This is a genomic window from Paraburkholderia phytofirmans, from assembly GCF_046028095.1.
Classification (GTDB): Bacteria; Pseudomonadota; Gammaproteobacteria; order Burkholderiales; family Burkholderiaceae; genus Paraburkholderia; species Paraburkholderia phytofirmans_A.
In genome coordinates this window covers 94,528-114,761 of the sequence record NZ_JAQQDJ010000018.1, presented here as the reverse complement: position 1 = coordinate 114,761, position 20,234 = coordinate 94,528, and the positions used below count along the sequence as shown (strand labels likewise).

General features: G+C 63.2%; 16 protein-coding genes and 1 tRNA gene. 13 read left to right on the top strand and 4 right to left on the bottom strand.

Annotation, left to right across the window (positions count from 1 at the left end):
- Nucleotides 1-143: 143 nt before the first annotated feature.
- Both PQR54_RS34870 and PQR54_RS34865 read right to left on the bottom strand, forming a co-directional pair.
- Nucleotides 144-977 carry an alpha/beta fold hydrolase gene (locus PQR54_RS34870; protein ID WP_408253762.1) on the bottom strand — a complete coding sequence of 278 codons (834 nt, stop codon included), beginning with the start codon at nt 975-977 and terminating at the stop codon, nt 144-146.
- Nucleotides 974-2,326, bottom strand: a complete 1,353-nt coding sequence (locus tag PQR54_RS34865; RefSeq protein WP_408253760.1) for an O-acetylhomoserine aminocarboxypropyltransferase — start codon at nt 2,324-2,326, stop codon at nt 974-976. Before PQR54_RS34865 ends, PQR54_RS34870 begins: the two co-directional genes overlap by 4 nt.
- A 241-nt stretch (nt 2,327-2,567) precedes the next feature.
- Between PQR54_RS34865 and PQR54_RS34860 the strand changes: the two genes are divergently transcribed.
- From PQR54_RS34860 to PQR54_RS34845, 4 genes are all read left to right on the top strand, one after another.
- Nucleotides 2,568-3,029, top strand: a complete 462-nt coding sequence (locus tag PQR54_RS34860; RefSeq protein ID WP_012433753.1) for a CBS domain-containing protein — start codon at nt 2,568-2,570, stop codon at nt 3,027-3,029.
- Nucleotides 3,030-3,303: 274 nt separating this feature from the next.
- Complete coding sequence (locus PQR54_RS34855; RefSeq protein WP_408253757.1) at nt 3,304-5,241, top strand: MFS transporter; 1,938 nt, start codon at nt 3,304-3,306, stop codon at nt 5,239-5,241.
- 376 nt (nt 5,242-5,617) lie between these two features.
- Nucleotides 5,618-6,718, top strand: a complete 1,101-nt coding sequence (gene aroC / locus PQR54_RS34850) for a chorismate synthase (protein ID WP_408253754.1) — start codon at nt 5,618-5,620, stop codon at nt 6,716-6,718.
- Nucleotides 6,719-6,771: 53 nt separating this feature from the next.
- Complete coding sequence (locus PQR54_RS34845; RefSeq protein WP_408253751.1) at nt 6,772-8,250, top strand: tetratricopeptide repeat-containing glycosyltransferase family protein; 1,479 nt, start codon at nt 6,772-6,774, stop codon at nt 8,248-8,250.
- Between the two features lie 63 nt (nt 8,251-8,313).
- Here the strand turns inward: PQR54_RS34845 and PQR54_RS34840 are convergent, their stop codons facing one another.
- The gene (locus tag PQR54_RS34840; protein WP_408253748.1) at nt 8,314-9,987 is read right to left on the bottom strand and encodes an electron transfer flavoprotein-ubiquinone oxidoreductase; all 1,674 of its coding nucleotides are present in this window, start codon (nt 9,985-9,987) and stop codon (nt 8,314-8,316) included.
- A gap of 187 nt (nt 9,988-10,174) precedes the next feature.
- On the opposite strand from PQR54_RS34840, the gene PQR54_RS34835 reads away from it, so the two are divergent.
- Together PQR54_RS34835 and PQR54_RS34830 are read left to right on the top strand one after the other, a co-directional pair.
- Entirely contained in the window at nt 10,175-10,951 is a 777-nt protein-coding gene (locus tag PQR54_RS34835) for an SDR family oxidoreductase (protein ID WP_408253746.1), read from the top strand.
- A gap of 187 nt (nt 10,952-11,138) precedes the next feature.
- Nucleotides 11,139-11,570, top strand: coding sequence for an acyl-CoA thioesterase (locus PQR54_RS34830; RefSeq protein ID WP_408253744.1), 432 nt, complete (start codon nt 11,139-11,141; stop codon nt 11,568-11,570).
- Nucleotides 11,571-11,724: 154 nt separating this feature from the next.
- On the opposite strand, the gene PQR54_RS34825 is transcribed toward PQR54_RS34830, so the two are convergent.
- Entirely contained in the window at nt 11,725-12,270 is a 546-nt protein-coding gene (locus PQR54_RS34825) for a LuxR C-terminal-related transcriptional regulator (protein WP_106309572.1), read from the bottom strand.
- Nucleotides 12,271-12,528: 258 nt separating this feature from the next.
- Here PQR54_RS34825 and PQR54_RS34820 point away from each other — a divergent pair, with 258 nt between their 5' ends.
- The 7 genes from PQR54_RS34820 (at nt 12,529) to thrS (ending at nt 20,190) form a co-directional block, all read left to right on the top strand.
- On the top strand, nt 12,529-13,233 hold the full coding sequence (locus PQR54_RS34820; RefSeq protein ID WP_106279196.1) for a CoA transferase subunit A: 705 nt from the start codon (nt 12,529-12,531) through the stop codon (nt 13,231-13,233).
- Between the two features lie 2 nt (nt 13,234-13,235).
- The gene (locus tag PQR54_RS34815; RefSeq protein WP_408253741.1) at nt 13,236-13,877 is read left to right on the top strand and encodes a CoA transferase subunit B; all 642 of its coding nucleotides are present in this window, start codon (nt 13,236-13,238) and stop codon (nt 13,875-13,877) included.
- 290 nt (nt 13,878-14,167) lie between these two features.
- Nucleotides 14,168-15,082: an alpha/beta fold hydrolase gene (locus PQR54_RS34810; RefSeq protein ID WP_408253738.1), complete on the top strand. Its 915-nt coding sequence runs from the start codon at nt 14,168-14,170 to the stop codon at nt 15,080-15,082.
- An 83-nt stretch (nt 15,083-15,165) separates the two neighbouring features.
- Nucleotides 15,166-15,519 (top strand): RidA family protein, encoded by a 354-nt coding sequence (locus PQR54_RS34805; RefSeq protein ID WP_106279733.1) that lies wholly within the window; start codon nt 15,166-15,168, stop codon nt 15,517-15,519.
- Between the two features lie 58 nt (nt 15,520-15,577).
- Nucleotides 15,578-17,821 (top strand): RelA/SpoT family protein, encoded by a 2,244-nt coding sequence (locus PQR54_RS34800; RefSeq protein ID WP_408253735.1) that lies wholly within the window; start codon nt 15,578-15,580, stop codon nt 17,819-17,821.
- Between the two features lie 131 nt (nt 17,822-17,952).
- Nucleotides 17,953-18,029 (top strand) — tRNA-Val (locus PQR54_RS34795).
- A gap of 253 nt (nt 18,030-18,282) precedes the next feature.
- Nucleotides 18,283-20,190 carry a threonine--tRNA ligase gene (gene thrS, locus PQR54_RS34790; protein ID WP_408253732.1) on the top strand — a complete coding sequence of 636 codons (1,908 nt, stop codon included), beginning with the start codon at nt 18,283-18,285 and terminating at the stop codon, nt 20,188-20,190.
- Nucleotides 20,191-20,234 lie beyond the last annotated feature (44 nt).

The window sequence follows — 20,234 nt, the reverse complement described above, 5'->3', positions numbered from 1 at the left end:
GGCGTGCGCCAACATGCCGGACACGCGCGCTCGAAACAGGACAGGCTTGATCCATTGTGCGGCTATCGGGCGACGCGCGCAACCTGGCCATTCGGCCGATGGCGCACCGCTCTTCACGCCGTTATCGTGACGACTCGTGACGTTTATCGGACCTCGCGAGGCGCTCTGGAAGCGAAGCTGAAGAGGGCTTCGAGCGTGGCGTCGGGTTGCTCGGACATGAGCGCGTGACCGGCTTCGAGCGTGACCGTGTCGACCGGTACACCGGCTTGCGCCAGGGCGCCAGCGAGCGCTTTGGCGGCGCGCGGCGGCGTCATCGCATCGCGCCGGCCGACGATCAGGCGTGCCGCGCAGCGCACCTGCGCGGCGCGGGCGAGGCCGTCCGCGTAGCTGTTGCAGGCGGCGAAGTCGGTGTGGAACAGGTTCGGTTCGCCGCTTGCCGAGACGCGTTCCATCAAGCGCTGGTTCATGCCGTGCAGCCAGAAGCCAGGGCCGGGGCAGGAGGGCTTGGCCGCGAAGGTCGAATGCGACCATTGATTGACCATGCCGATCGCTTCGGGTTCGCGGTGCAAGGCGGCGTCGAGTAGCGCATCGGAGACGGCCATCGGAATCGCCGTGGCGAGCAGGGCGAGATGCGTCGCCCGCTCCGGATAGCGGCCGGCGAAGTCGAGCGCGATCAGCGAGCCCATGCTGTGGCCGGCCACGAAGGCGCGTTGCACGCCGGCGGCGTCGAGTAGCGTGGCCAGCCAGTCGGCCATGGCCGGCACGGTGGTCAGCGCCGGGCCGGCGCTGCGGCGGTGACCGGGCAGATCCACGGCCAGCACGCTGAAGCCGTGATGCGCGAAGTAGCGGGTTTGCAGCGCCCACACGCTGTGATCGTGCTCCGCGCCGTGGATGAATACGGCGGTCGGCAGGCTCGCATCGAACGCTTTGCCGCCGGTGTACGCGTAGGCAGGTTTGCCTTGAACGGTCAGGATCATGCGGACTCCGGGCGAGGTTGGGCGGACGTGCTGGCTGCGCCGCCATGTGGCGCGCTCGAAGCGCTCGCTTTCTGTGCAGCTTTCAACGCGCGCTTGAGGTCGTCGATCAAATCGTCGGGATCTTCGAGGCCAATCGAAAGGCGGATCGTACCTTCGGCGATGCCGGCCGCGGCGAGCGCGGCGGCGTCCATGCGAAAGTGCGTGGTCGATGCGGGATGGATCACCAGCGAGCGCGCGTCGCCCACGTTCGCGAGATGCGAGAACAGCGAGAGCGCCTCGATGAAACTACGCCCGGCGGCGCGGTCGCCGCGCAGATTGAAGCTGAACACCGCGCCGGCGCCGCGCGGCAGCAGGCGCTTCGCAAGGGCGTGATCCGGGTGCGTCGGCAACTCCGGATAAGCGACGGATTCCACTGCCGCGTGACCGGTGAGGAATTCGACCATGCGGCGTGTATTGGCAACGTGCCGTTCCATCCGCAGAGGCAGCGTTTCGATGCCTTGCAGCAGCTGCCACGCGGCCTGCGGATGCAGGCAGGCGCCGAAGTCGCGCAGCCCTTCGCGGCGTGCTCGCAGAAGGAACGGTGCGACGGTGCTTTCCTCGCTGAACACCATGCCGTGAAAGCCGTCGTAAGGCTCGGTGAACTCGGGGAAGCGCCCGGAGGCTTCGAAGTCGAACGTGCCACCGTCCACCAGCACGCCGCCGATCGTCGTTCCGTGGCCACCGAGGAATTTGGTGGCCGAGTGATAGACGAAGTCCGCGCCGTGCTCGAACGGTTTGAGCAGATAAGGCGTGGTGAAGGTCGAGTCGACCAGCAGCGGCACGCGGTGCTCGTGCGCGATCTGCGCTACGGCGGCGATATCGAGCACGTCGAGGCCCGGATTGCCGAGCGTTTCGCCGAACAGCAGCCGTGTGTTCGGGCGCAGCGCGGCGCGCCACGCGTCGAGGTCGCCGGGTTTGACGAAGGTCGTCTCGATACCGAAGCGCCGCAAGGTGTAGTGCAGCAGATTGTGCGAGCCGCCGTACAGCGCACTGGAGGCGACGATATGCGAGCCCGCGCCCATCAGCGTGGCGATTGCAAGGTGCAAGGCCGCCTGGCCGCTTGCCGTGCCGATCGCGCCCGCGCCGTTTTCCAGCGCGGCGACGCGTTCCTCGAACACGGCGACGGTCGGGTTCGAGATGCGTGAATAGACGTGGCCGGCGCGCTCCATATTGAAGAGCGCCGCGGCGTGGTCCGAGTCGCGGAACGAAAACGAGGTAGTCTGGTAAATCGGCGTGGCGCGCGCGCCGGTTGTCGGGTCGGGAGCAGCGCCGGCGTGCAGCGCAAGCGTGTCGAAACGGTTGGCGGACATGCTGGGCGGCGAGGCCACGGACGGCCTCGCGAAAGGTGAAAGTGGCGGCCATCCTATCACCGGCATGCGGCGCATCAAGCGCGGTTTTCCCGATGCGCGTGCGCGCGCGAGCACGGCTTCGAACCTGCGAAAGCCCGCTGCGCCTTGGTGGGCGGGCCGCTTTCCTTTTATGGGTCTTTCCGCTAGGATCGAAAAACATCAATGCATTACCCTGCTTAGCGGGCATTACGGGAGACAGATCATGCGAGTCAGCGACATCCTCAAAGTCAAAGGCAATACCCTATTCACGGTCACGCCGGATACCACGCTGCACGACGCAGTCAACGCCATGGCCGAGCACGACATCGGCTCGCTGGTGGTGATGGAGTATGGCGACCTCGTCGGCATGCTCACGTTTCGCGAAATCATGCTGACGCTGAGCAAGAACGGCGGCAGCGTCGGCACGTCGACGATCCGCAAGGTGATGGACGACCATCCGCTCACCTGCACGCCGGAAACGGACGTCAACGAAGTCCGCCGCATGATGCTCGAGCATCACGTGCGTTATCTGCCGGTGCTCGAAAGCCGCACGCTGATGGGCGTGATCTCGTTCTACGACGTCGCCAAGGCGGTGGTCGAAGAGCAGGGCTTCGAAAACCGCATGCTGAAGGCCTATATCCGCGACTGGCCGGAAGAACAGCAGGAACAGCAGCCGGCGCGTTAATGCGCGGCGATTCACTGCGACGCGCTAGCCGTTGCCGTGAGCGCGAAAAGGCAGTCAAGGCGCGCGCGAAAGCGTGCGCTTTTTTTGTGTCCGGCGCTGGGTTCGGCGTCATGTGGAGTCTTGGGTCCGGTTCGGTAGCCGTCTCGACGCCACGACGGTGCGAGCCAATGGGTTTGCAATCCGGCACCGCGCGGCGCCCGGCGGCCCGTCCGCACACGACACCGCGCATGGCACTTTCTTCCCTGTCGTTCTTCTAGCCTGCTTCCGGAACTCCATGAGCGATCGTCCGTTACCTGCTGCCCGCCGCGCCGCGCGTCAACACGAGGCGCACGAATCCCAGTTCAGGCTGCTCAGCCAGCGCCGTTTCGCGCCGTTTTTCTGGACCCAGTTCCTCGGCGCGATGAACGACAACGTGTTCAAGATCGGCTTCACGTCGCTCGTCACGTATCAGGCGGCGCGCTTTTCCGGAGTCGATCCGAAAACGGCGGCGTTTCTGATCTCGGCCATCTTCATTCTGCCGTTCGTGCTGTTGTCGGCCACCTCTGGCCAGATCGCCGACAAGTACGACAAGGCGATGCTCACGCGCTTCGTCAAGAGCTTCGAAATCGTCGTGATGCTGATCGGCGGAGCGGGTTTCTGGCTGCATAGCGCGCCGCTTTTGTACCTGTGCACGTTTCTGATGGGCGTGCATTCCACCGTGTTCGGGCCGGTCAAATACTCCTATTTGCCGCAGCATCTGTCGAAGGCGGAACTGGTCGGCGGCAACGGCATGGTCGAAATGGGCACCTTCGTGGCGATCCTGATCGGCACGATCGTCGGCGGCGTGGGCGCGGGTTTCGTCGAGCATGGCGCGGTGGTGCTGGCCTGCGCGTGCGTCGCGATCGCGCTGGTGGGGCGCGTGGTGTCGAGCTTCGTTCCTGTGACGCCGGCGCCGCAGGCCGATCTGCGCATCAACTGGAATCCGGTTAGCGAGACGTGGCGCAACCTCAAACTGGCGCGCGAGAATCGCACTGTGTTTTTGAGCCTGCTCGGGATTTCCTGGCTGTGGTTCGTCGGCGCGATCTTCCTGTCGTCGTTTTTCAGCTTCGCGAAGAATGTGCTGTCCGCCGATCCGGACGTCGTGACCGTGCTGCTCGGCACCTTCTCGATCGGCATCGGGCTCGGCTCGCTGATGTGCGAAAAGCTCTCGAAGCGGCGCATCGAAATCGGCCTCGTGCCGCTCGGTTCGATCGGCATGAGCGTGTTCGCGATCGACCTGTTTTTCGCGAGCCATGCGTTGCCGCTGCCCGGACATCTGCTGAGCGTCGGTGAGTTCATTGTGCGGCCCGCGCATTGGCGCGTGCTGGCCGATCTGTTCCTGCTCGCCATGTTCGGCGGCTTCTACAGCGTGCCGTTGTATGCGCTGATCCAAAGCCGCAGCCAGCCGAGCCACCGCGCGCGCATCATCGCGGCGAACAATATTCTGAACTCGCTGTTCATGATCGTTTCGTCGCTGATGGCCGTCGCTCTGACCTCGGCGGGCTTCAGCATTCCGGCGATTTTCCTCGTCACCGCGTTGCTCAACATCGTGGTGGCGACTTACATCTACTCGCTGGTGCCGGAGTTTCTGCTGCGCTTCATCGCCTGGGTGCTGGTGCACACGTTCTACCGGATTCGCCTCGTGCATGCCGAACGGATTCCGGAAGAGGGCGCAGCCGTGCTGGTCTGCAATCACGTGAGTTTCGTCGACGCGATTGTCATCATGGCCGAGAGCCCGCGGCCGATCCGTTTCGTGATGGACCATCAGATCTTCAAAACGCCGTTTGCCGGCTGGGTGTTCCGTCACGCCAAGGCGATTCCGATCGCGCCCGCGCATCAGGACCCCCAGGTGCTGACGCGCGCCTATGAACGCTGCGCGCAGGCGCTTGCGGAGGGCGATCTGGTCTGCATCTTCCCGGAGGGCAAGCTGACCCGAACCGGCGACATGAATCCGTTCCGTCATGGCGTCACCGAGATCATCCGGCGCACGCCGGCGCCGGTCATTCCCATGGCGCTGCGCGGCCTGTGGGGCAGCGTGTTTTCGCGCGCGGGCGACGCGCGCTGGCCGCGGCCGATCCAGAAGGGCGTCATGAGCCGTCTGACGCTGGCGGTAGGCGAGCCGATCGAGCCGCAACTGGCGACGCCGGAGACGTTGCAGCAGCTCGTCACCGAGTTGCGCGGGGCGCGCAAGTAGCGCGGCCGCAGCGCTGAAGCCCGCGCGCGGCGTCACGGAAAACGAAAGATGCCCGCGCGGACGCGGGACCGGCGCAAGGTGCTGGAATGCCTGCGCCGCCCGAACGCCGATTGCTCGCGCAAGTAGCGCGCAATATCGGCGCAGAAATTCCTGACTTGCGATGTTTTGCGCGGCCGCGCCTGAGTGACCCAGGCAGAGGCGGCGATGCGAACAGTCCTACACGGCGCAGCGAACCTCCCGACAAGCCAGGTGATCCGGCGGGAAGCGCCTGCCCATGCACACCTTGGCCGATCGGCCAACGCGACTGCGCGGCGCAGTCCAGCCGCCACGGGGCTGGCATAATAGCGTCTTCCCCGCATTTCTTTGGACGACGCCCATGTCCGGCAACACGCTCGGTACGCTTTTCACTGTCACGACCTTCGGCGAATCGCACGGTCCCGCTATCGGCTGTGTGATCGACGGCTGCCCGCCGGGCATGGCGCTCAACGAAGCCGACATCCAGTTCGAACTCGACCGGCGCAAGCCCGGCACGTCGCGCCACGTCACGCAGCGTCAGGAAGAAGACAAGGTCGAGATCCTGTCGGGCGTGTTCGAAGGCCAGACCACCGGCGCGCCGATCGCGCTCCTGATCCGCAACACGGACCAGCGCAGCAAAGACTACGGCAACATCGCCGACACGTTCCGCCCGGGCCACGCCGACTACACCTACTGGCAGAAATACGGCATCCGCGACTATCGCGGCGGCGGCCGTTCGTCGGCTCGTCTCACGGCGCCGACGGTGGCCGCGGGCGCGGTTGCCAAGAAATGGCTGCGCGAGAAATTCGGCACCGAAATTCGCGGCTATATGGCCGCGCTCGGCGAGATCGACGTGCCGTTCGTCGATTGGGCGCACGTGCGCGAGAACCCGTTCTTCGCGCCCAACGCGGAGATCGTGCCGCAACTGGAAACGTACATGGACGCGCTGCGCAAAGACGGCGACTCGATCGGCGCGCGCATCAACGTCGTGGCGTCCGGCGTGCCGGTCGGCCTCGGCGAGCCGCTGTTCGATCGCCTCGACGCGGACATTGCGCACGCCATGATGGGCATCAACGCGGTGAAGGGTGTCGAGATCGGCGCGGGCTTTGCCAGCGTCGCGCAACGCGGCTCGGTCCATGGCGACGAATTGACGCCGGAGGGCTTCGTCGGCAATCACGCGGGCGGTGTGCTCGGCGGTATATCGACTGGACAGGACGTGACGGTGTCGATCGCGATCAAGCCGACGTCGAGCATTCGCACGCCGCGCCGCTCGATCGACAAGGCGGGGCAACCGGTCGTCGTCGAAACGTTCGGACGGCATGACCCGTGCGTCGGCATTCGCGCCACGCCGATCGCCGAATCCATGCTCGCGCTGGTGCTGATCGACCATGCGCTGCGCCATCGCGCGCAATGCGGCGACGTGGCTGTCAGCACGCCGAAGATCGCGGCGAGCGCGCCTTAACGGGCCTGCTTCACGCGCCTCTGTAGCCGTTCTGCGTGGGCAGTGCCGTCTCCATGACCGATCTAAATTCCGGGCCGTCCGCGAGCCCCCTCGCGGGCCTGCGTGCGCGCGCCGCCGCGCCCGATGCCGCCGCCGGCGACTGCCTGGCGTTCGGTCAAGCGCTGGTGCAACACGCCGGCCGCGACAAGGCAAGCCAGCGCGAGGCACTTGCTGCGCTCGTGCGCGCGTATCAACTCGATCCTTCCTGCGAACCCACACTGCTGCATACGATTGCGCAAACGGCGTTCGTGTTGCGCGACTGGGCGTTGGTCGACTCGGCCACCGGCCTGCTGCTCGCGCGCCATGCCGAAGACGCCAACGCGTTGATCTGGCGCGCGGCGGCCGTCCAGCAGCGCGACGACTTTGCCGCGGCGGAGGCGCTGTTGCGCGAAGCCGTGCGCGTCGTGCCGGGCAATCCGGTGGCGCTTCACAAGCTGGCGCTGTGTATCAAGGAGCAGGCGCGCTTCGCCGAGGCCGAGGGTTTGCTGCGGCAAGTGCTGACGCTTTCACCGGACAATGCCCATGCGTTGTTCGATCTGTCGGAACTCGAGATTCGCAGTGGACGTCTTGCCGGAGGCTGGGCGCATTACGAGTCGCGTATCGCGTTTGCCGCGGGCGAACTGAATAACGCGCAGCAAGCGCTCGCTGCGATCAGCGCGCATTGGCAGGGCGAATCGCTCGCCGGCAAAACGCTGGTGGTGTACGGCGAGCAAGGCAATGGCGATTGCCTCTGGGCGGTGCGTTTTTTGCCGCTGCTGGCCGAGCGGGCGCGGCACGAGGGCGGCCGGGTGATTTTCGGCCACGACGGACCTTTGCGGCACCTATTCGAACGAATGCTGCCGGCCGATTTGCCGCTCGAAACGAGTCTGGAGACGCAGCCGGATTTTCACTGCGGGCTGATGAGTCTGCCGCTGCGGCTCGGGATTATCGACGCAACGGGGTGGGGCGCGCCGTACTTGAGCGCTGATGCCGCGCTCGAGCAGACATGGCGTGAGCGAGTCGAAGCGCATACGGCCGGCAAGCGGGGCAATCGCAAAGTCGGTCTGGTGTGGAACGGCAATCCGGACCATATCCGCGACATGCGGCGTTCGGTGCCGGTCGAGCAAATCGAACCGCTGTTGACTGTAGCCGGTGTGACCTATTTCGCTGTGTCGCCGGGGCGCGGAGAGACGGTCGCGCAGTGGCGCGCCAAGGGTCTCGACGTCGTCGATCTGACGCATCATTTTCAGTCCGGCTTCGACGATGTCGCGGCATTGCTGGCGAATCTCGATCTGGTGGTCACGATCGACAGCGGGCCCGCGCATCTGGCGGGGGCGCTTGGCGTGCCGACCTGTTTGATGATCGACCACGTCTCCGCCTGGTTCTGGGGCGATGGGTCGCCGCAGACGGCCTGGTACGATTCGATTGAGCTGGTTCGACAGCCACGCGTCGGCGACTGGGCGCCGGTGGTGGCGAGGGTGCGGGAGCGGATTGAAGCGGTGGGACGGCGTTGAGTTGCCTGCCTTCGCAGCGCCGGCATTCAGAGGCAGGCGCTGCGAAGGCAAGTGAAGCATCGATTACATGTTCGGATAGTTTGGACCGCCGCCGCCTTCAGGCGTGACCCACACGATGTTCTGCGTCGGGTCCTTGATATCGCAGGTCTTGCAGTGCACGCAGTTCTGCGCGTTGATCACGAGGCGTTCGCTGCCGTCGTCGTTCTTCACGAACTCGTACACCGCTGCCGGGCAATAGCGTGACTCCGGACCGGCATACGTCTGCCAGTTCACGTTCACCGGCACCGATGGATCTTTAAGCGTCAGGTGAGCGGGCTGGTTTTCCTCATGGTTCGTGTTCGAGATGAACACGGAAGAGAGCCGGTCGAACGTGAGCTTGCCATCCGGCTTCGGATAGACGATCGGCTTGCATTGCGATGCAGGCTTGAGCATCTCGTGATCCGAATGCTGGTGATGCAGCGTCCACGGCACATTGCCGCCCAGCAGCTTCTGCTCGATGCCGACCATCAGCGTGCCGAGGTAGAGACCCTTGCTCATCCACTGCTTGAAGTTGCGCGCACGATGCAGTTCGGTGTGCAGCCACGAGGTCTTGAAGCTCTCCGGATACGCGGTGAGTTCGTCGTTTTGACGTCCAACCTGCACAGCGTCGAAAGCGGCTTCTGCGGCCAGCATGCCGGTCTTGATCGCCGCATGCGAGCCCTTGATCCGCGATGCGTTCAGGAAGCCCGCGTCATCACCCACCAGCGCACCGCCGGGGAACACCAGCTTCGGCAGCGACATCAAACCGCCGGCGGTAATCGCCCGCGCGCCATATGACACACGCTTGCCGCCTTCGAGCACAGCGCGAATCGCCGGATGCGTCTTGTAGCGCTGGAATTCCTCGAACGGCGACAGGTACGGGTTCGTGTAGCCGAGGCCCACCACGAAGCCCACCACCACCTGGTTGTTATCCATGTGATACAGGAACGAGCCGCCGTACGTATCGTTCTCCAGCGGCCAGCCGGCCGTGTGCATGACCAGGCCCGGCTTGTGCTTCGACGGATCGATTTCCCACAGTTCCTTGATGCCGATCCCGTAGACCTGCGGATCGGCGCCTTCGCGCAGCTTGAATTTGTCGTTCAGCTGACGGCCGAGGTGACCGCGCGCGCCTTCGCAGAACAGCGTGTACTTCGCGTGCAGCTCCATGCCGAGCTGGAAGTTCTCGGTCGGCTCGCCGTCCTTGCCGATGCCCAGGTTGCCAGTGGCGACGCCTTTAACCGAACCGTCGTCGTTGTACAGGATTTCAGCCGCCGGAAAGCCCGGGAAAATCTCGACACCCAGCGCCTCAGCCTGCTGACCTAGCCAGCGCGTAACGTTGGCAAGGCTGATCACGTAATTGCCGTGATTCTTGAAGTTATCCGGCAGCGCCCAGGTCGGCACGCTCTTCGAACCGGTTTCCGTGAGGAACAGGAACTTGTCCTCGGTCACATCCACCGTGAGCGGCGCGCCTTTTTCCTTCCAGTCAGGAATGAGTTCGGTGATCGCGCGCGGATCCATCACCGCGCCCGACAGGATATGAGCCCCGATCTCCGAGCCTTTTTCCAGTACGCACACGCCAATCTCGACGCCTTTTTCCGCTGCCAGCTGCTTCAGGCGGATCGCCGCGGACAGGCCAGCCGGGCCGCCGCCGACGATCACGACGTCGTATTCCATCGACTCGCGTGGACCGTATTGCTCAATGAGACTTGCGGGGGTCATTGATGCTCCTCTTACCGTTAGAATGCTTTTTTCGGGTTCGTATTGTGGGCGATGCACACCCGCACTGCAACCAGATGAGCAGAGATTAGCACGACCGTTCTATTTTTGTGATACGGTATGACCCGTAGTGACGGGCTTACCGCACCCGTCCACCGCAGCCGTAACAACAACCGAACAAGGAACGACAATGGGCCGTTCGATCAATCTGGAAGGCAAGGTCGCGCTGATTACCGGCGCCTCGAGCGGGTTGGGAAAGCGCTTTGCTCAAGTGTTGTCGCAGGCGGGCGCCAAGGTCGTGCTGGCGAGCCGGCGAACCGAGCGCCTGAAGGAGTTGCGCGCCGAGATCGAGGCCTCCGGCGGCGCGGCGCACGTCGTTTCGCTCGACGTGACCGACTACCAGAGCATCAAATCGGCGGTTGCCCATGCGGAAACCGAGGCCGGCACGATCGACATTCTGGTGAACAATTCGGGCGTGTCGACCACGCAGAAGCTGTCGGAAGTCACGCCGGCCGACTTCGAATATGTGTTCGATACGAACACGCGCGGTGCGTTCTTCGTCGCTCAGGAAGTCGCCAAGCGCATGATCATGCGCGGCAACAACGCGCAGAAGCCGTCGTACCGCATCATCAATATCGCGTCGATGGCCGGCTTGCGGGTGCTGCCGCAGATCGGCCTGTATTCGATCAGCAAGGCGGCTGTCGTGCATATGACGAAAGCCATGGCGCTCGAGTGGGGCAAGCACGGCATCAACGTGAACGCGATCTGTCCCGGCTATATCGACACAGAGATCAACCACCATCACTGGTCGACGGAGCAAGGGCAGAAGCTCGTGTCGATGCTGCCGCGTCACCGCGTCGGCAAACCGGACGATCTGGACGGACTCCTGCTGCTGCTGGCGGCGGACGAATCGCAGTTCATCAACGGCTCGGTGATCGCCGCCGACGACGGCTTCGGGCTCTCCTGAACGCAAGACGGCGCAGCCGGCGCTCGCGTTTTCAGGTCGCGAGAGCCCGGATTGGCGTCCATTCGAAGAAACTGTTTTACGCGCTCCGGCCTTTGCGCCGCCTGAGGGCGCGCGCTATGGTGCTGTCTGTCTCTACGCCGGTCCACGCGCCGGCTTCAACCTGATTTCAACCCGTTAAAGAAGTACGATGAGCGATTTTCACGCAGTTTTCGAGATGTCGATGCCGATCCGCTGGGGCGACATGGACGCCTTCGGCCATGTGAACAACACGGTCTATTTCCGCTACATGGAGCAGGTGCGGATTTCCTGGTTCGAACAGCTGGGCCTGGCCGGTAACAACGCCGACGGCCAGGGGCCGGTGATCGTCAATGCGTCGATGGAGTTTCTCAAGCAACTGCATTATCCCGGCGACGTGATCGGCCGGATGACGGTGGCCACGCCCGGCCGCAGCAGCTTCGACACGGGTTTCGAGCTGGTGCGCGCGGACGATCCGAATACCGTCTATGCACGCGGCGCCGCGCGCTGCGTCTGGATCGATTACGCGGCTGGCAAGTCGGTGCCGGTGCCGGACTTGCTGCGCGAAACCATCGAGCGGGCCGCGCTGGTCAAGATCGCGTAATAGGCGACACGCAGCCGACCTTCAGCCGATTTTCGTTGCGAACCGGCGGCGTTCGCTAACGTCGCCGCACATTGCCGCCTGCCTCTGAGGTGGCTTGCCGAAGGCGCGACTCAGCGTCGCGCGAACCAGCAACCCGACACGCGCGCCCGCTGCTTCAATGCCCGAGCAGGCGCTGCAACAACTCCGTCGCGTTGCCCGTATCGTATTTGCGCATCAGCCGCGCGCGGTAGACATCGACGGTGCGCGGGCTGATATCCAGCACCCGGCCGATCTGTTTGCTGGTTTTGCCCGTTACCAGTTGCGCGGCGATTTCGCGTTCGCGCGGTGTCAGTTCGACCGCCACGCGCCGCGTCGCGCTCAAGTCCTCGAAAGTCCAGACGCCCGCGGCGTGCGGGTCGGCGCGTTCCTGCGCGCGGCCTGTCACGTGGCACCAGAATAATTCGCCGTTGGCCCGCTTCATGATGCGGTCGTCCGCATAGCTGCCGTGTGCGGTCATGATCGGCGGAATCCGTGCGCCGATCCGCTCGAATTCGTCCGTCGACGGATACAACACCTGGAACGACTGGCCGAGCAGCGACTCGCGCGTGCAGCCGAATATCGACGCGAGCTCGTCATTACAGTCTTCGATAGTCCGTTCGCGCGACAGCACGAGTCCGATCGGAGCGAGGTGGAACGCGGTTTGATAATCCAGTGCGGGCATGAATTGGCGGCAAGTACTTATGTATTTTTGCGTATTGTGCCGCATGGTGCGCCCAGCGTACTCTTTCGAGCACATGACAACGCGGCGAAGCAGTTCGCGGCGGGCTTTGCACGGCGCGCAGGGAAACCTGGGCGCACAGCCCGCCGGGGATGACTAGAATGACGTGTCGGGCTCGGGCCCGCGCAACGTCATATCAGCCGCAACGATCCGGCGGCCCGCGTTCGGGATTCGGGTTTCCATAAAGGAAGGGACATACTGATGAACAAGGTCTATCCAGGCGCCGCCGAGGCGCTGAAAGACATCGTCAAGGACGGGCAGACGTTTGCCGTAGGCGGCTTCGGGCTGTGCGGCATTCCGGAGGCGCTGATCGGCGCACTGCGCGATTCGAAGGTGCAGGGCATCACCTGCATCAGCAACAATGCGGGCGTCGACGGTTTCGGCCTCGGCCTGCTGCTCGAAACGCGCCAGGTCAAGAAGATGATCTCGTCGTATGTCGGCGAGAACAAGGAGTTCGAACGCCAGTATCTGGCCGGCGAACTCGAACTCGAATTCACGCCGCAAGGCACGCTCGCCGAGAAGCTGCGCGCGGGCGGGTCGGGCATTCCGGCGTTCTTCACCAATACCGGCTACGGCACGCTGATCGCCGAAGGCAAGGAAACCCGCCAGTTCGGCGAAAACCATTACGTGCTCGAACACTCGCTGACCGCCGACGTCGCTTTGGTGAAGGCGTGGAAAGCCGACAAATCGGGCAATCTGATCTACCGCCGCACCGCGCGCAACTTCAACCCGATGTGCGCAATGGCCGGCAAGATCACCGTCGCGGAAGTCGAAGAGATCGTCGAAGTGGGCGAACTTGATCCGGACGCGATCCATACGCCTGGCATTTTCGTGCAGCGCATTGTGCTCAATGCGAATCCGGAAAAACGCATTGAACAACGCATTGTCCGCGCGAAAGGAGACTGATCATGGCATGGACTCGTGACGAAATGGCCGCACGCGCGGCGAAAGAATTGCAGGACGGTTTTTATGTGAACCTCGGCATCGGCCTGCCGACGCTGGTGGCCAATCACGTGCCGGCGGGCGTCGAAGTGTGGCTGCAGTCGGAAAACGGCCTGCTCGGGATCGGCCCGTCGCCGACCGAAGAAGAAGTGGATGCCGACCTGATCAACGCCGGCAAGCAGACGGTGACCACGCTGCCGGGTTCGTCGATTTTTTCGTCGGCGGATTCGTTCGCGATGATTCGCGGCGGGCACATCAATCTGGCGATTCTCGGCGCCATGCAGATCAGCAAAAAGGGCGATCTGGCCAACTGGATGATCCCGGGCAAGATGATCAAGGGCATGGGCGGCGCGATGGATCTGGTCGCGGGCGTCAAGCGCGTGGTCGTGCTGATGGAACACGTCGCGAAGGGCGACCAGCACAAGATCCTCGAAGAATGCACGCTGCCGCTCACGGGCGTGGGCGTGGTCGACCAGATCATCACCGACCTCGGAGTGATCGAAGTCACGGACAACGGGCTGAAGGTGACCGAACTGGCGCCGGGCGTGAGCGTCGATGAAATCAAGGCGAAGACCGGCGCACCGCTTGATGTCAGCGCGGTTAGCTGAATGGCGTGCGGTGAGGCCGTCTGAAGCGGTTTGAGGCTGTATGAGGGCCGCTGTGCGGCCGGATGCGGTTAAGTGTGAGCGGCAGGCGGCCGCGAGGCGGTTCCAAGGCGGGCGAGGCGTGAGTCTCGCCCGCTTTCTTTTTTGCGCAGGACATTCGTTCGGAGCCCTCCTATGCCATCTGGCCGACTCTTGCCGCGCGGCAAAGCGGTTTACAATCGTTTGAAGATTGAACGCACGTCGATCCCTGTTGTGCCCAGGCCGAACTCGCAGCGCTTTTGCAAGGAACCCAGATGACCGAAATCACGTCCGCTTCCCCCGCCGGGCGGCTCGCGCCGCGTCAACGGTACGTGCAGTGCGCGAGCGCTGGAGGCTTGCATCGCATCGCTTACACCGAGTGGGGCGACCCCGCCAATCCGCGTGTGCTGCTGTGCGTGCACGGTTTGACCCGTTCAGGGCGCGACTTCGACCGCCTCGCGGAGGAATTCGCCGGCACTTACCGCGTGGTGTGCCCGGATGTCGCGGGTCGGGGCTTGTCATCGTGGCTCGCCAACCCCAACTTCTACACGATCCCGCAGTACGTCGCCGACATGGTCACGCTGATCGCGCGCCTGAATGTCGAGACGGTCGACTGGTTCGGCACGTCGATGGGCGGCCTGATCGGGCTTGGACTCGCCGGCCTGCCCGAAACGCCGATCCGCAAGATGTTGCTGAACGATGTCGGTCCGCATCTGGAGCCGGCTGCGGTAAAGCGCATCGGCGATTATCTCGGCAAGCCCGTGCAGTTCGAAACGCTGCAGCAAGGTATCGACTACGCAGCCTTGCTCGCGCAGACTTTTGGCCCGCTCACGCCGGACGAGTGGCGCGAGATCAACACGCCGCTTCTGCACGAACAAAACGGCAAGTGGCTGTTCCGTTACGACCCGCGGATCGCGCAGCCTTTTACCGCGACCACCGAGCAAGCGGCCAAGCTCGGCGAGGCCGCGCTGTGGCATTCGCTGGCGTCGTTCCAGGGGCCGGTGCTGGTGGTGCGCGGCGAGCTGTCCGATCTGCTTTCGCGCGAAACCGTCGCGAAGATGGTCCAGACCGGGCGTGCGGTGTCGAGCGCGGAAATCGCCGGGGTCGGACACGCGCCGGCGTTTCTGTCGGCCGATCAGATCGACATCGCGAGGCAGTTCTTTATCGGACCGGCCGCCGACGCGTCATAATATGCAGTTCCGCGCGGCATCCTCGACGGGGCGCGATGCGGAACGCATCTCCGATCAATTTTCAAACCAACTCAGGATTCGCCATGGCAGTCATTCGTCACCACGTCGGCAAGCGCCTCTCGGAAATCGCCGTGCACAACGGCACCGTGTACCTCGCGGGCCAGATCGCTGAAGACGCGGATCAGGACATCACGGGTCAGACGCGCGAAGTGCTTGGCCACATCGACCGTCTGCTGGGCGAAGTGAACAGCGACAAGTCGCACTTGCTGTCGGTGCAGATCTACATCTCGGACATGGTGCATTTCGCCGGCATGAACGCGGTGTGGGACGAGTGGGTTGCACAAGGCGCCACGCCGCCGCGCGCTACGGTCGAAGCAAAGCTCGCCAATCCGAAGTGCCTGGTCGAAATCTGCGTGGTCGCTGCGCAGCGCGCTTAAGCCTGGCACGTGTAGTTGAATTTCCGTTGAATTGTCTGGCCCGGTGGGCCGTCGCACCATGAATACCGAAACCGTTACGAACGCGCCGAACCCCCTTCCTTCTTTCGATGAAGCGATGGCGTTCGTGCGCGAACATGCGGGAGAGGTGCGGCTGTCGTCGGGCGAAATGCTGGCGGATCACGCGGCGGGCACGGCGTCGATCATGCGCAAGCTCAATGTCGATCCGCCCGCCGTGCTGGCGGCGGCGTTGTTTGCATTGACGCCGCATCTGCAGGACCCGGAGCGCGTGATCGCCGATAACTTCGGCGAAGAAGTCGCGCAACTGGTCGGCGACGTGCGCAAGTTGTTGCGTCTAGGCACCGTGAGCTTGCGTGCCGCACAGAATGCCATGCCCGAAGCCGGGCGCGATGCGCAGGCCGCACGCCGCGCGCAGGTCGAGGCGCTACGCAAGATGCTGCTCGCCTTCGCGCAGGATATTCGGGTGGTGCTGATCCGGCTCGCGTCGCGTCTGCAGTCGCTGCGTTACTACGCGGCGGCGAAAATCACGCCTTCACCGGACGTGGCGCGCGAGACGCTCGATATCTATGCGCCGCTCGCCAACCGCCTGGGCATCTGGCAATTGAAGTGGGAACTCGAGGATCTCGCGTTACGCTTCGAAGAGCCGGTCACGTATAAGCGCATCGCCAAGTTGCTCGACGAGAAACGCGTCGAGCGTGAGAGCTATGTCGCGCAGGCTATCGAACGCCTGCAAAAGGAATTGGCCGCGGCGCATATTCGCGCGGAAGTGAGCGGTAGGCCGAAGCACATCTACAGCATCTGGCGCAAGATGCGCGGCAAGGAGCTGGATTTCGCCGAGCTCTACGACGTGCGAGCGTTTCGCGTGATCGTGCCGGACATCAAGGATTGCTACACGGTGCTCGGCATCGTGCACAACCTGTGGCAACCGGTACCGAAAGAGTTCGACGACTATATCTCGCGACCGAAACCGAATGGCTACAAGTCGCTGCACACGGTGGTGATCGGCGACGACGGCCGCGCGTTCGAAGTGCAGATCCGTACGCAGGAAATGCATCAGTTCGCCGAATACGGCGTGGCCGCGCATTGGCGTTACAAGGAAGCAGGCACGCGCGGCTACGGCGGCCAGTTCGTCGCCAACGAGAAGTACGACGAGAAGATCGCGTGGCTGCGTCAATTGCTCGCGTGGAAAGACGAAGTCTCCGAGGGCGAGCACGGTGAGAAGCGCGCGTCGCAGCCGTGGGAACAACTGCGCCAGGCCACGCTCGACGACGATCACATCTATGTGCTGACGCCGCAGGCGCGGGTGATTCCGTTGCCGCACGGCGCCACGCCTGTCGATTTCGCGTACCACTTGCATAGCGAGTTGGGGCACCGTTGCCGCGGCGCGCGCGTCGACGGCGCGATGGTGCCGTTGAACACGCCTTTGCAAAACGGTCAGACGGTGGAGATCGTCGCGGTGAAGGAGGGTGGTCCGTCGCGCGATTGGCTCAACCCGCAACTCGGCTATCTGCAAAGTCCGCGCGCGCGGCAGAAGGTGCGCGCGTGGTTCAATGCGGTCGAAGTGCAGGAACATATCGCGAGCGGCCGTGCGATGGTCGAAAAGACCTTGCAACGCGAGGGCAAGACGTCGGTCAATCTGGATCAGCTCGCGGCCAAGCTCGGCTTCAAGACCACTGACGACCTGTTCTCAGTGGTAGGCAAGGAAGAATTCAGTTTGCGGCTCGTCGAGCAGGCGCTGCACGATGCGCCGCCGCCGGAACCGGTGGTCGAAGCGCCGGAGCAGTTCGAAAAGCGTAGCAGCGGCGCGAGCGTGGCGCGTGGCGCGTCCACGGGCGTGCTGGTGGTCGGTGTCGATGCGTTGCTCACGCAACTAGCGCGTTGCTGCCGTCCCGCGCCGCCCGATGATATCTGCGGCTTCGTCACGCGCGGAAAAGGCATGTCAATTCATCGCAGCGATTGCCCGACGTTTCTGCGCATGGCAGACCGGGCGCCCGAGCGCGTGTTGCAAACGGCTTGGTCGGCCGAGGTGATGAGCGGCCGTGGCCAGTCGGTCTATCCGGTCGATCTCTCGATCGATGCAACGGATCGGCAGGGTCTGCTGCGCGATATATCCGAAGTGTTCGCGCGCGAGAAGATGAATGTGATCGGCGTGAAAACGCAGACGCGACGTAACGCTGCGTTCATGCAATTTACCGTCGAGGTGTCGAGCGCGGCGCAGATTCAGCGCGCGTGTACGTTGCTCGGCGAAGTCACGGGCGTGGTGCGCGCTTCGCGCAAGAGTTGATGAGTGTGCGGCGCATGCATAGCCAGTCGACGTATCTGCTGGGCATGCGTGAGCGCGTGAGTAGAAATTTAAAGTCGGTGCATAAAAGTACTTGCCAAGCAGTGTGGCGCTCCATATAATCTTGCTTCTTCAGGCTCGTAGCTCAGCTGGTTAGAGCACCACCTTGACATGGTGGGGGTCGTTGGTTCGAGTCCAATCGAGCCTACCAACGAAAGAGAAATTCCGGTTTTGCCGGGGTTTCGCAAGCTGCAGTAAGCGCCTTTGGCGCAAAAGGCGAATACGGTTATGACACCGCGAACGTTGACCGAAACTACTTCGGAGCGACGCTAGTCGAGGACCACTTTCGCCACTGTAGTTAGCAGGAAATGTGAATGCGGCCCCTCGAAAGCGGGGCCGCATTTTTTTTGTTTTTTTTGAACTGGTTGTATGTGCCACCGCCGGTCGGCACCACGGAGAACGCAATGGTTTCGATACGTCTGCCTGACGGTTCTGTTCGACAGTACGAGCATCCGGTGACCGTCGCCGAAGTGGCCGCCTCGATCGGCCCCGGCCTCGCGAAAGCCGCGCTCGGCGGCAAGATCGACGGTGAACTGGTCGATACGTCCGCGCTGATCGATCACGACGTGGCGTTGGCCATCGTCACCGAGAAAGACGCAGACGGTCTCGATATCATCCGTCACTCCACGGCGCACTTGCTCGCGTACGCGGTGAAGGATCTGTATCCGGAAGCGCAGGTCACGATCGGCCCGGTCATCGACAACGGCTTTTACTACGATTTCGCGTACAACCGTCCCTTCACGCCTGAAGATCTCGAAAAGATCGAAAAGCGCATGCAGGAACTCGCGAAGAAAGACGAGCCGGTTTCGCGCCGCGTGGTGTCGCGCGACGAAGCGGTGGATTACTTCAAGAGCATCGGCGAAAAGTACAAGGCCGAGATCATCGAATCGATTCCCGCTACCGACGACATCAAGCTGTACTCGCACGGCGGCTTCACCGATCTGTGCCGCGGTCCGCACGTGCCGTCCACCGGCAAGCTGAAAGTCTTCAAGCTGATGAAGGTCGCGGGTGCTTACTGGCGCGGCGATTCGAAGAACGAACAACTGCAGCGCATTTACGGTACGGCCTGGACGAAGAAGGAAGACCAGGAAGCGTATCTGCACATGCTCGAAGAGGCGGAAAAGCGCGATCACCGCAAGCTCGGCAAGCAACTCGATCTGTTTCACATGCAGGACGAGTCGCCGGGCATGGTGTTCTGGCATCCGCGCGGCTGGACACTGTGGCAGCAGGTCGAGCAGTACATGCGCCGTCGGGTGAACGACGCGGGCTACCTCGAAATCAAGACGCCGATGATCATGGACCGCTCGCTCTGGGAAGCGTCGGGCCACTGGCAGAACTATCGTGAAAACATGTTCACGACGGAATCGGAAAAGCGCGACTACGCAATCAAGCCGATGAACTGCCCGGGTCATGTGCAGGTGTTCAACCACGGTCTGCGCTCGTATCGCGATCTGCCGCTGCGTTACGCGGAATTCGGCTCGTGCCACCGCAATGAATCGTCGGGCGCGTTGCACGGCCTGATGCGCGTGCGCGGTTTCGTGCAGGACGACGCGCACATTTTCTGTACCGAAGAGCAGTTCATCAGCGAATCGATCGCGTTCAATACGCTGGCGATGAGCGTCTACAAGGATTTCGGCTTCGATAATGTCGAGATCAAGCTGTCGCTGCGTCCGGACGCGCGCGCCGGTACGGACGAAACGTGGGATCGCGCGGAGCAGGGCCTGCGCGAGGCGCTGACGGCCTGCGGCGTGACATGGGAAGAGTTGCCGGGCGAGGGCGCGTTCTACGGCCCGAAGGTCGAGTACCACATCAAGGATGCGCTTGGCCGCTCGTGGCAATGCGGCACGTTGCAGCTCGATATGGTGCTGCCGGAGCGTCTGGGCGCCGAGTACGTCGCCGAAGACAATAGTCGCCGCCGTCCGATCATGCTGCATCGGGCAATCGTCGGATCAATGGAGCGTTTCCTCGGCATTCTGATCGAGCACCATGCCGGTGCAATGCCTGCATGGCTCGCGCCGATGCAGGTCGTGGTGATGAATATCGCGGAAAGTCAGGCCGAATATGCGCAATCTTTAGCCCAATCGTTGCAAAAACAAGGGGTTAGAGTGGAGGCCGATTTGCGCAACGAGAAGATTAGCTATAAAATACGCGAGCACACGCTGGAAAAGGTGCCGTACCTGCTGGTGGTCGGCGACAAAGAGCGTGAAGCCCAAACGGTAGCCGTGCGTGCCCGTGGTGGTGTCGATCTGGGTGTGATGCCTCCCGACACTTTCATTGAGCGTCTGCGCCAGGATGTGCAGTCGTTCAACTGAGCCACTTGGCAGCCCGGCTCGTTTTTTTAAATTTTAGAGGAAAC

Excerpts from the sequence above, each read along its gene's own strand:
- PQR54_RS34810 (WP_408253738.1), top strand. The coding sequence starts at position 14,168 with ATGACCGAAATCACGTCCGCTTCCCCCGCCGGGCGGCTCGCGCCGCGT.
- PQR54_RS34825 (WP_106309572.1), bottom strand. The coding sequence starts at position 12,270 with ATGCCCGCACTGGATTATCAAACCGCGTTCCACCTCGCTCCGATCGGA.
- thrS (WP_408253732.1), top strand. The coding sequence starts at position 18,283 with ATGGTTTCGATACGTCTGCCTGACGGTTCTGTTCGACAGTACGAGCAT.
- PQR54_RS34865 (WP_408253760.1), bottom strand. The coding sequence starts at position 2,326 with ATGTCCGCCAACCGTTTCGACACGCTTGCGCTGCACGCCGGCGCTGCT.
- PQR54_RS34800 (WP_408253735.1), top strand. The coding sequence starts at position 15,578 with ATGAATACCGAAACCGTTACGAACGCGCCGAACCCCCTTCCTTCTTTC.
- PQR54_RS34830 (WP_408253744.1), top strand. The coding sequence starts at position 11,139 with ATGAGCGATTTTCACGCAGTTTTCGAGATGTCGATGCCGATCCGCTGG.
- PQR54_RS34815 (WP_408253741.1), top strand. The coding sequence starts at position 13,236 with ATGGCATGGACTCGTGACGAAATGGCCGCACGCGCGGCGAAAGAATTG.
- aroC (WP_408253754.1), top strand. The coding sequence starts at position 5,618 with ATGTCCGGCAACACGCTCGGTACGCTTTTCACTGTCACGACCTTCGGC.
- PQR54_RS34840 (WP_408253748.1), bottom strand. The coding sequence starts at position 9,987 with ATGACCCCCGCAAGTCTCATTGAGCAATACGGTCCACGCGAGTCGATG.
- PQR54_RS34820 (WP_106279196.1), top strand. The coding sequence starts at position 12,529 with ATGAACAAGGTCTATCCAGGCGCCGCCGAGGCGCTGAAAGACATCGTC.
- PQR54_RS34855 (WP_408253757.1), top strand. The coding sequence starts at position 3,304 with ATGAGCGATCGTCCGTTACCTGCTGCCCGCCGCGCCGCGCGTCAACAC.
- PQR54_RS34805 (WP_106279733.1), top strand. The coding sequence starts at position 15,166 with ATGGCAGTCATTCGTCACCACGTCGGCAAGCGCCTCTCGGAAATCGCC.
- PQR54_RS34845 (WP_408253751.1), top strand. The coding sequence starts at position 6,772 with ATGACCGATCTAAATTCCGGGCCGTCCGCGAGCCCCCTCGCGGGCCTG.
- PQR54_RS34860 (WP_012433753.1), top strand. The coding sequence starts at position 2,568 with ATGCGAGTCAGCGACATCCTCAAAGTCAAAGGCAATACCCTATTCACG.
- PQR54_RS34870 (WP_408253762.1), bottom strand. The coding sequence starts at position 977 with ATGATCCTGACCGTTCAAGGCAAACCTGCCTACGCGTACACCGGCGGC.
- PQR54_RS34835 (WP_408253746.1), top strand. The coding sequence starts at position 10,175 with ATGGGCCGTTCGATCAATCTGGAAGGCAAGGTCGCGCTGATTACCGGC.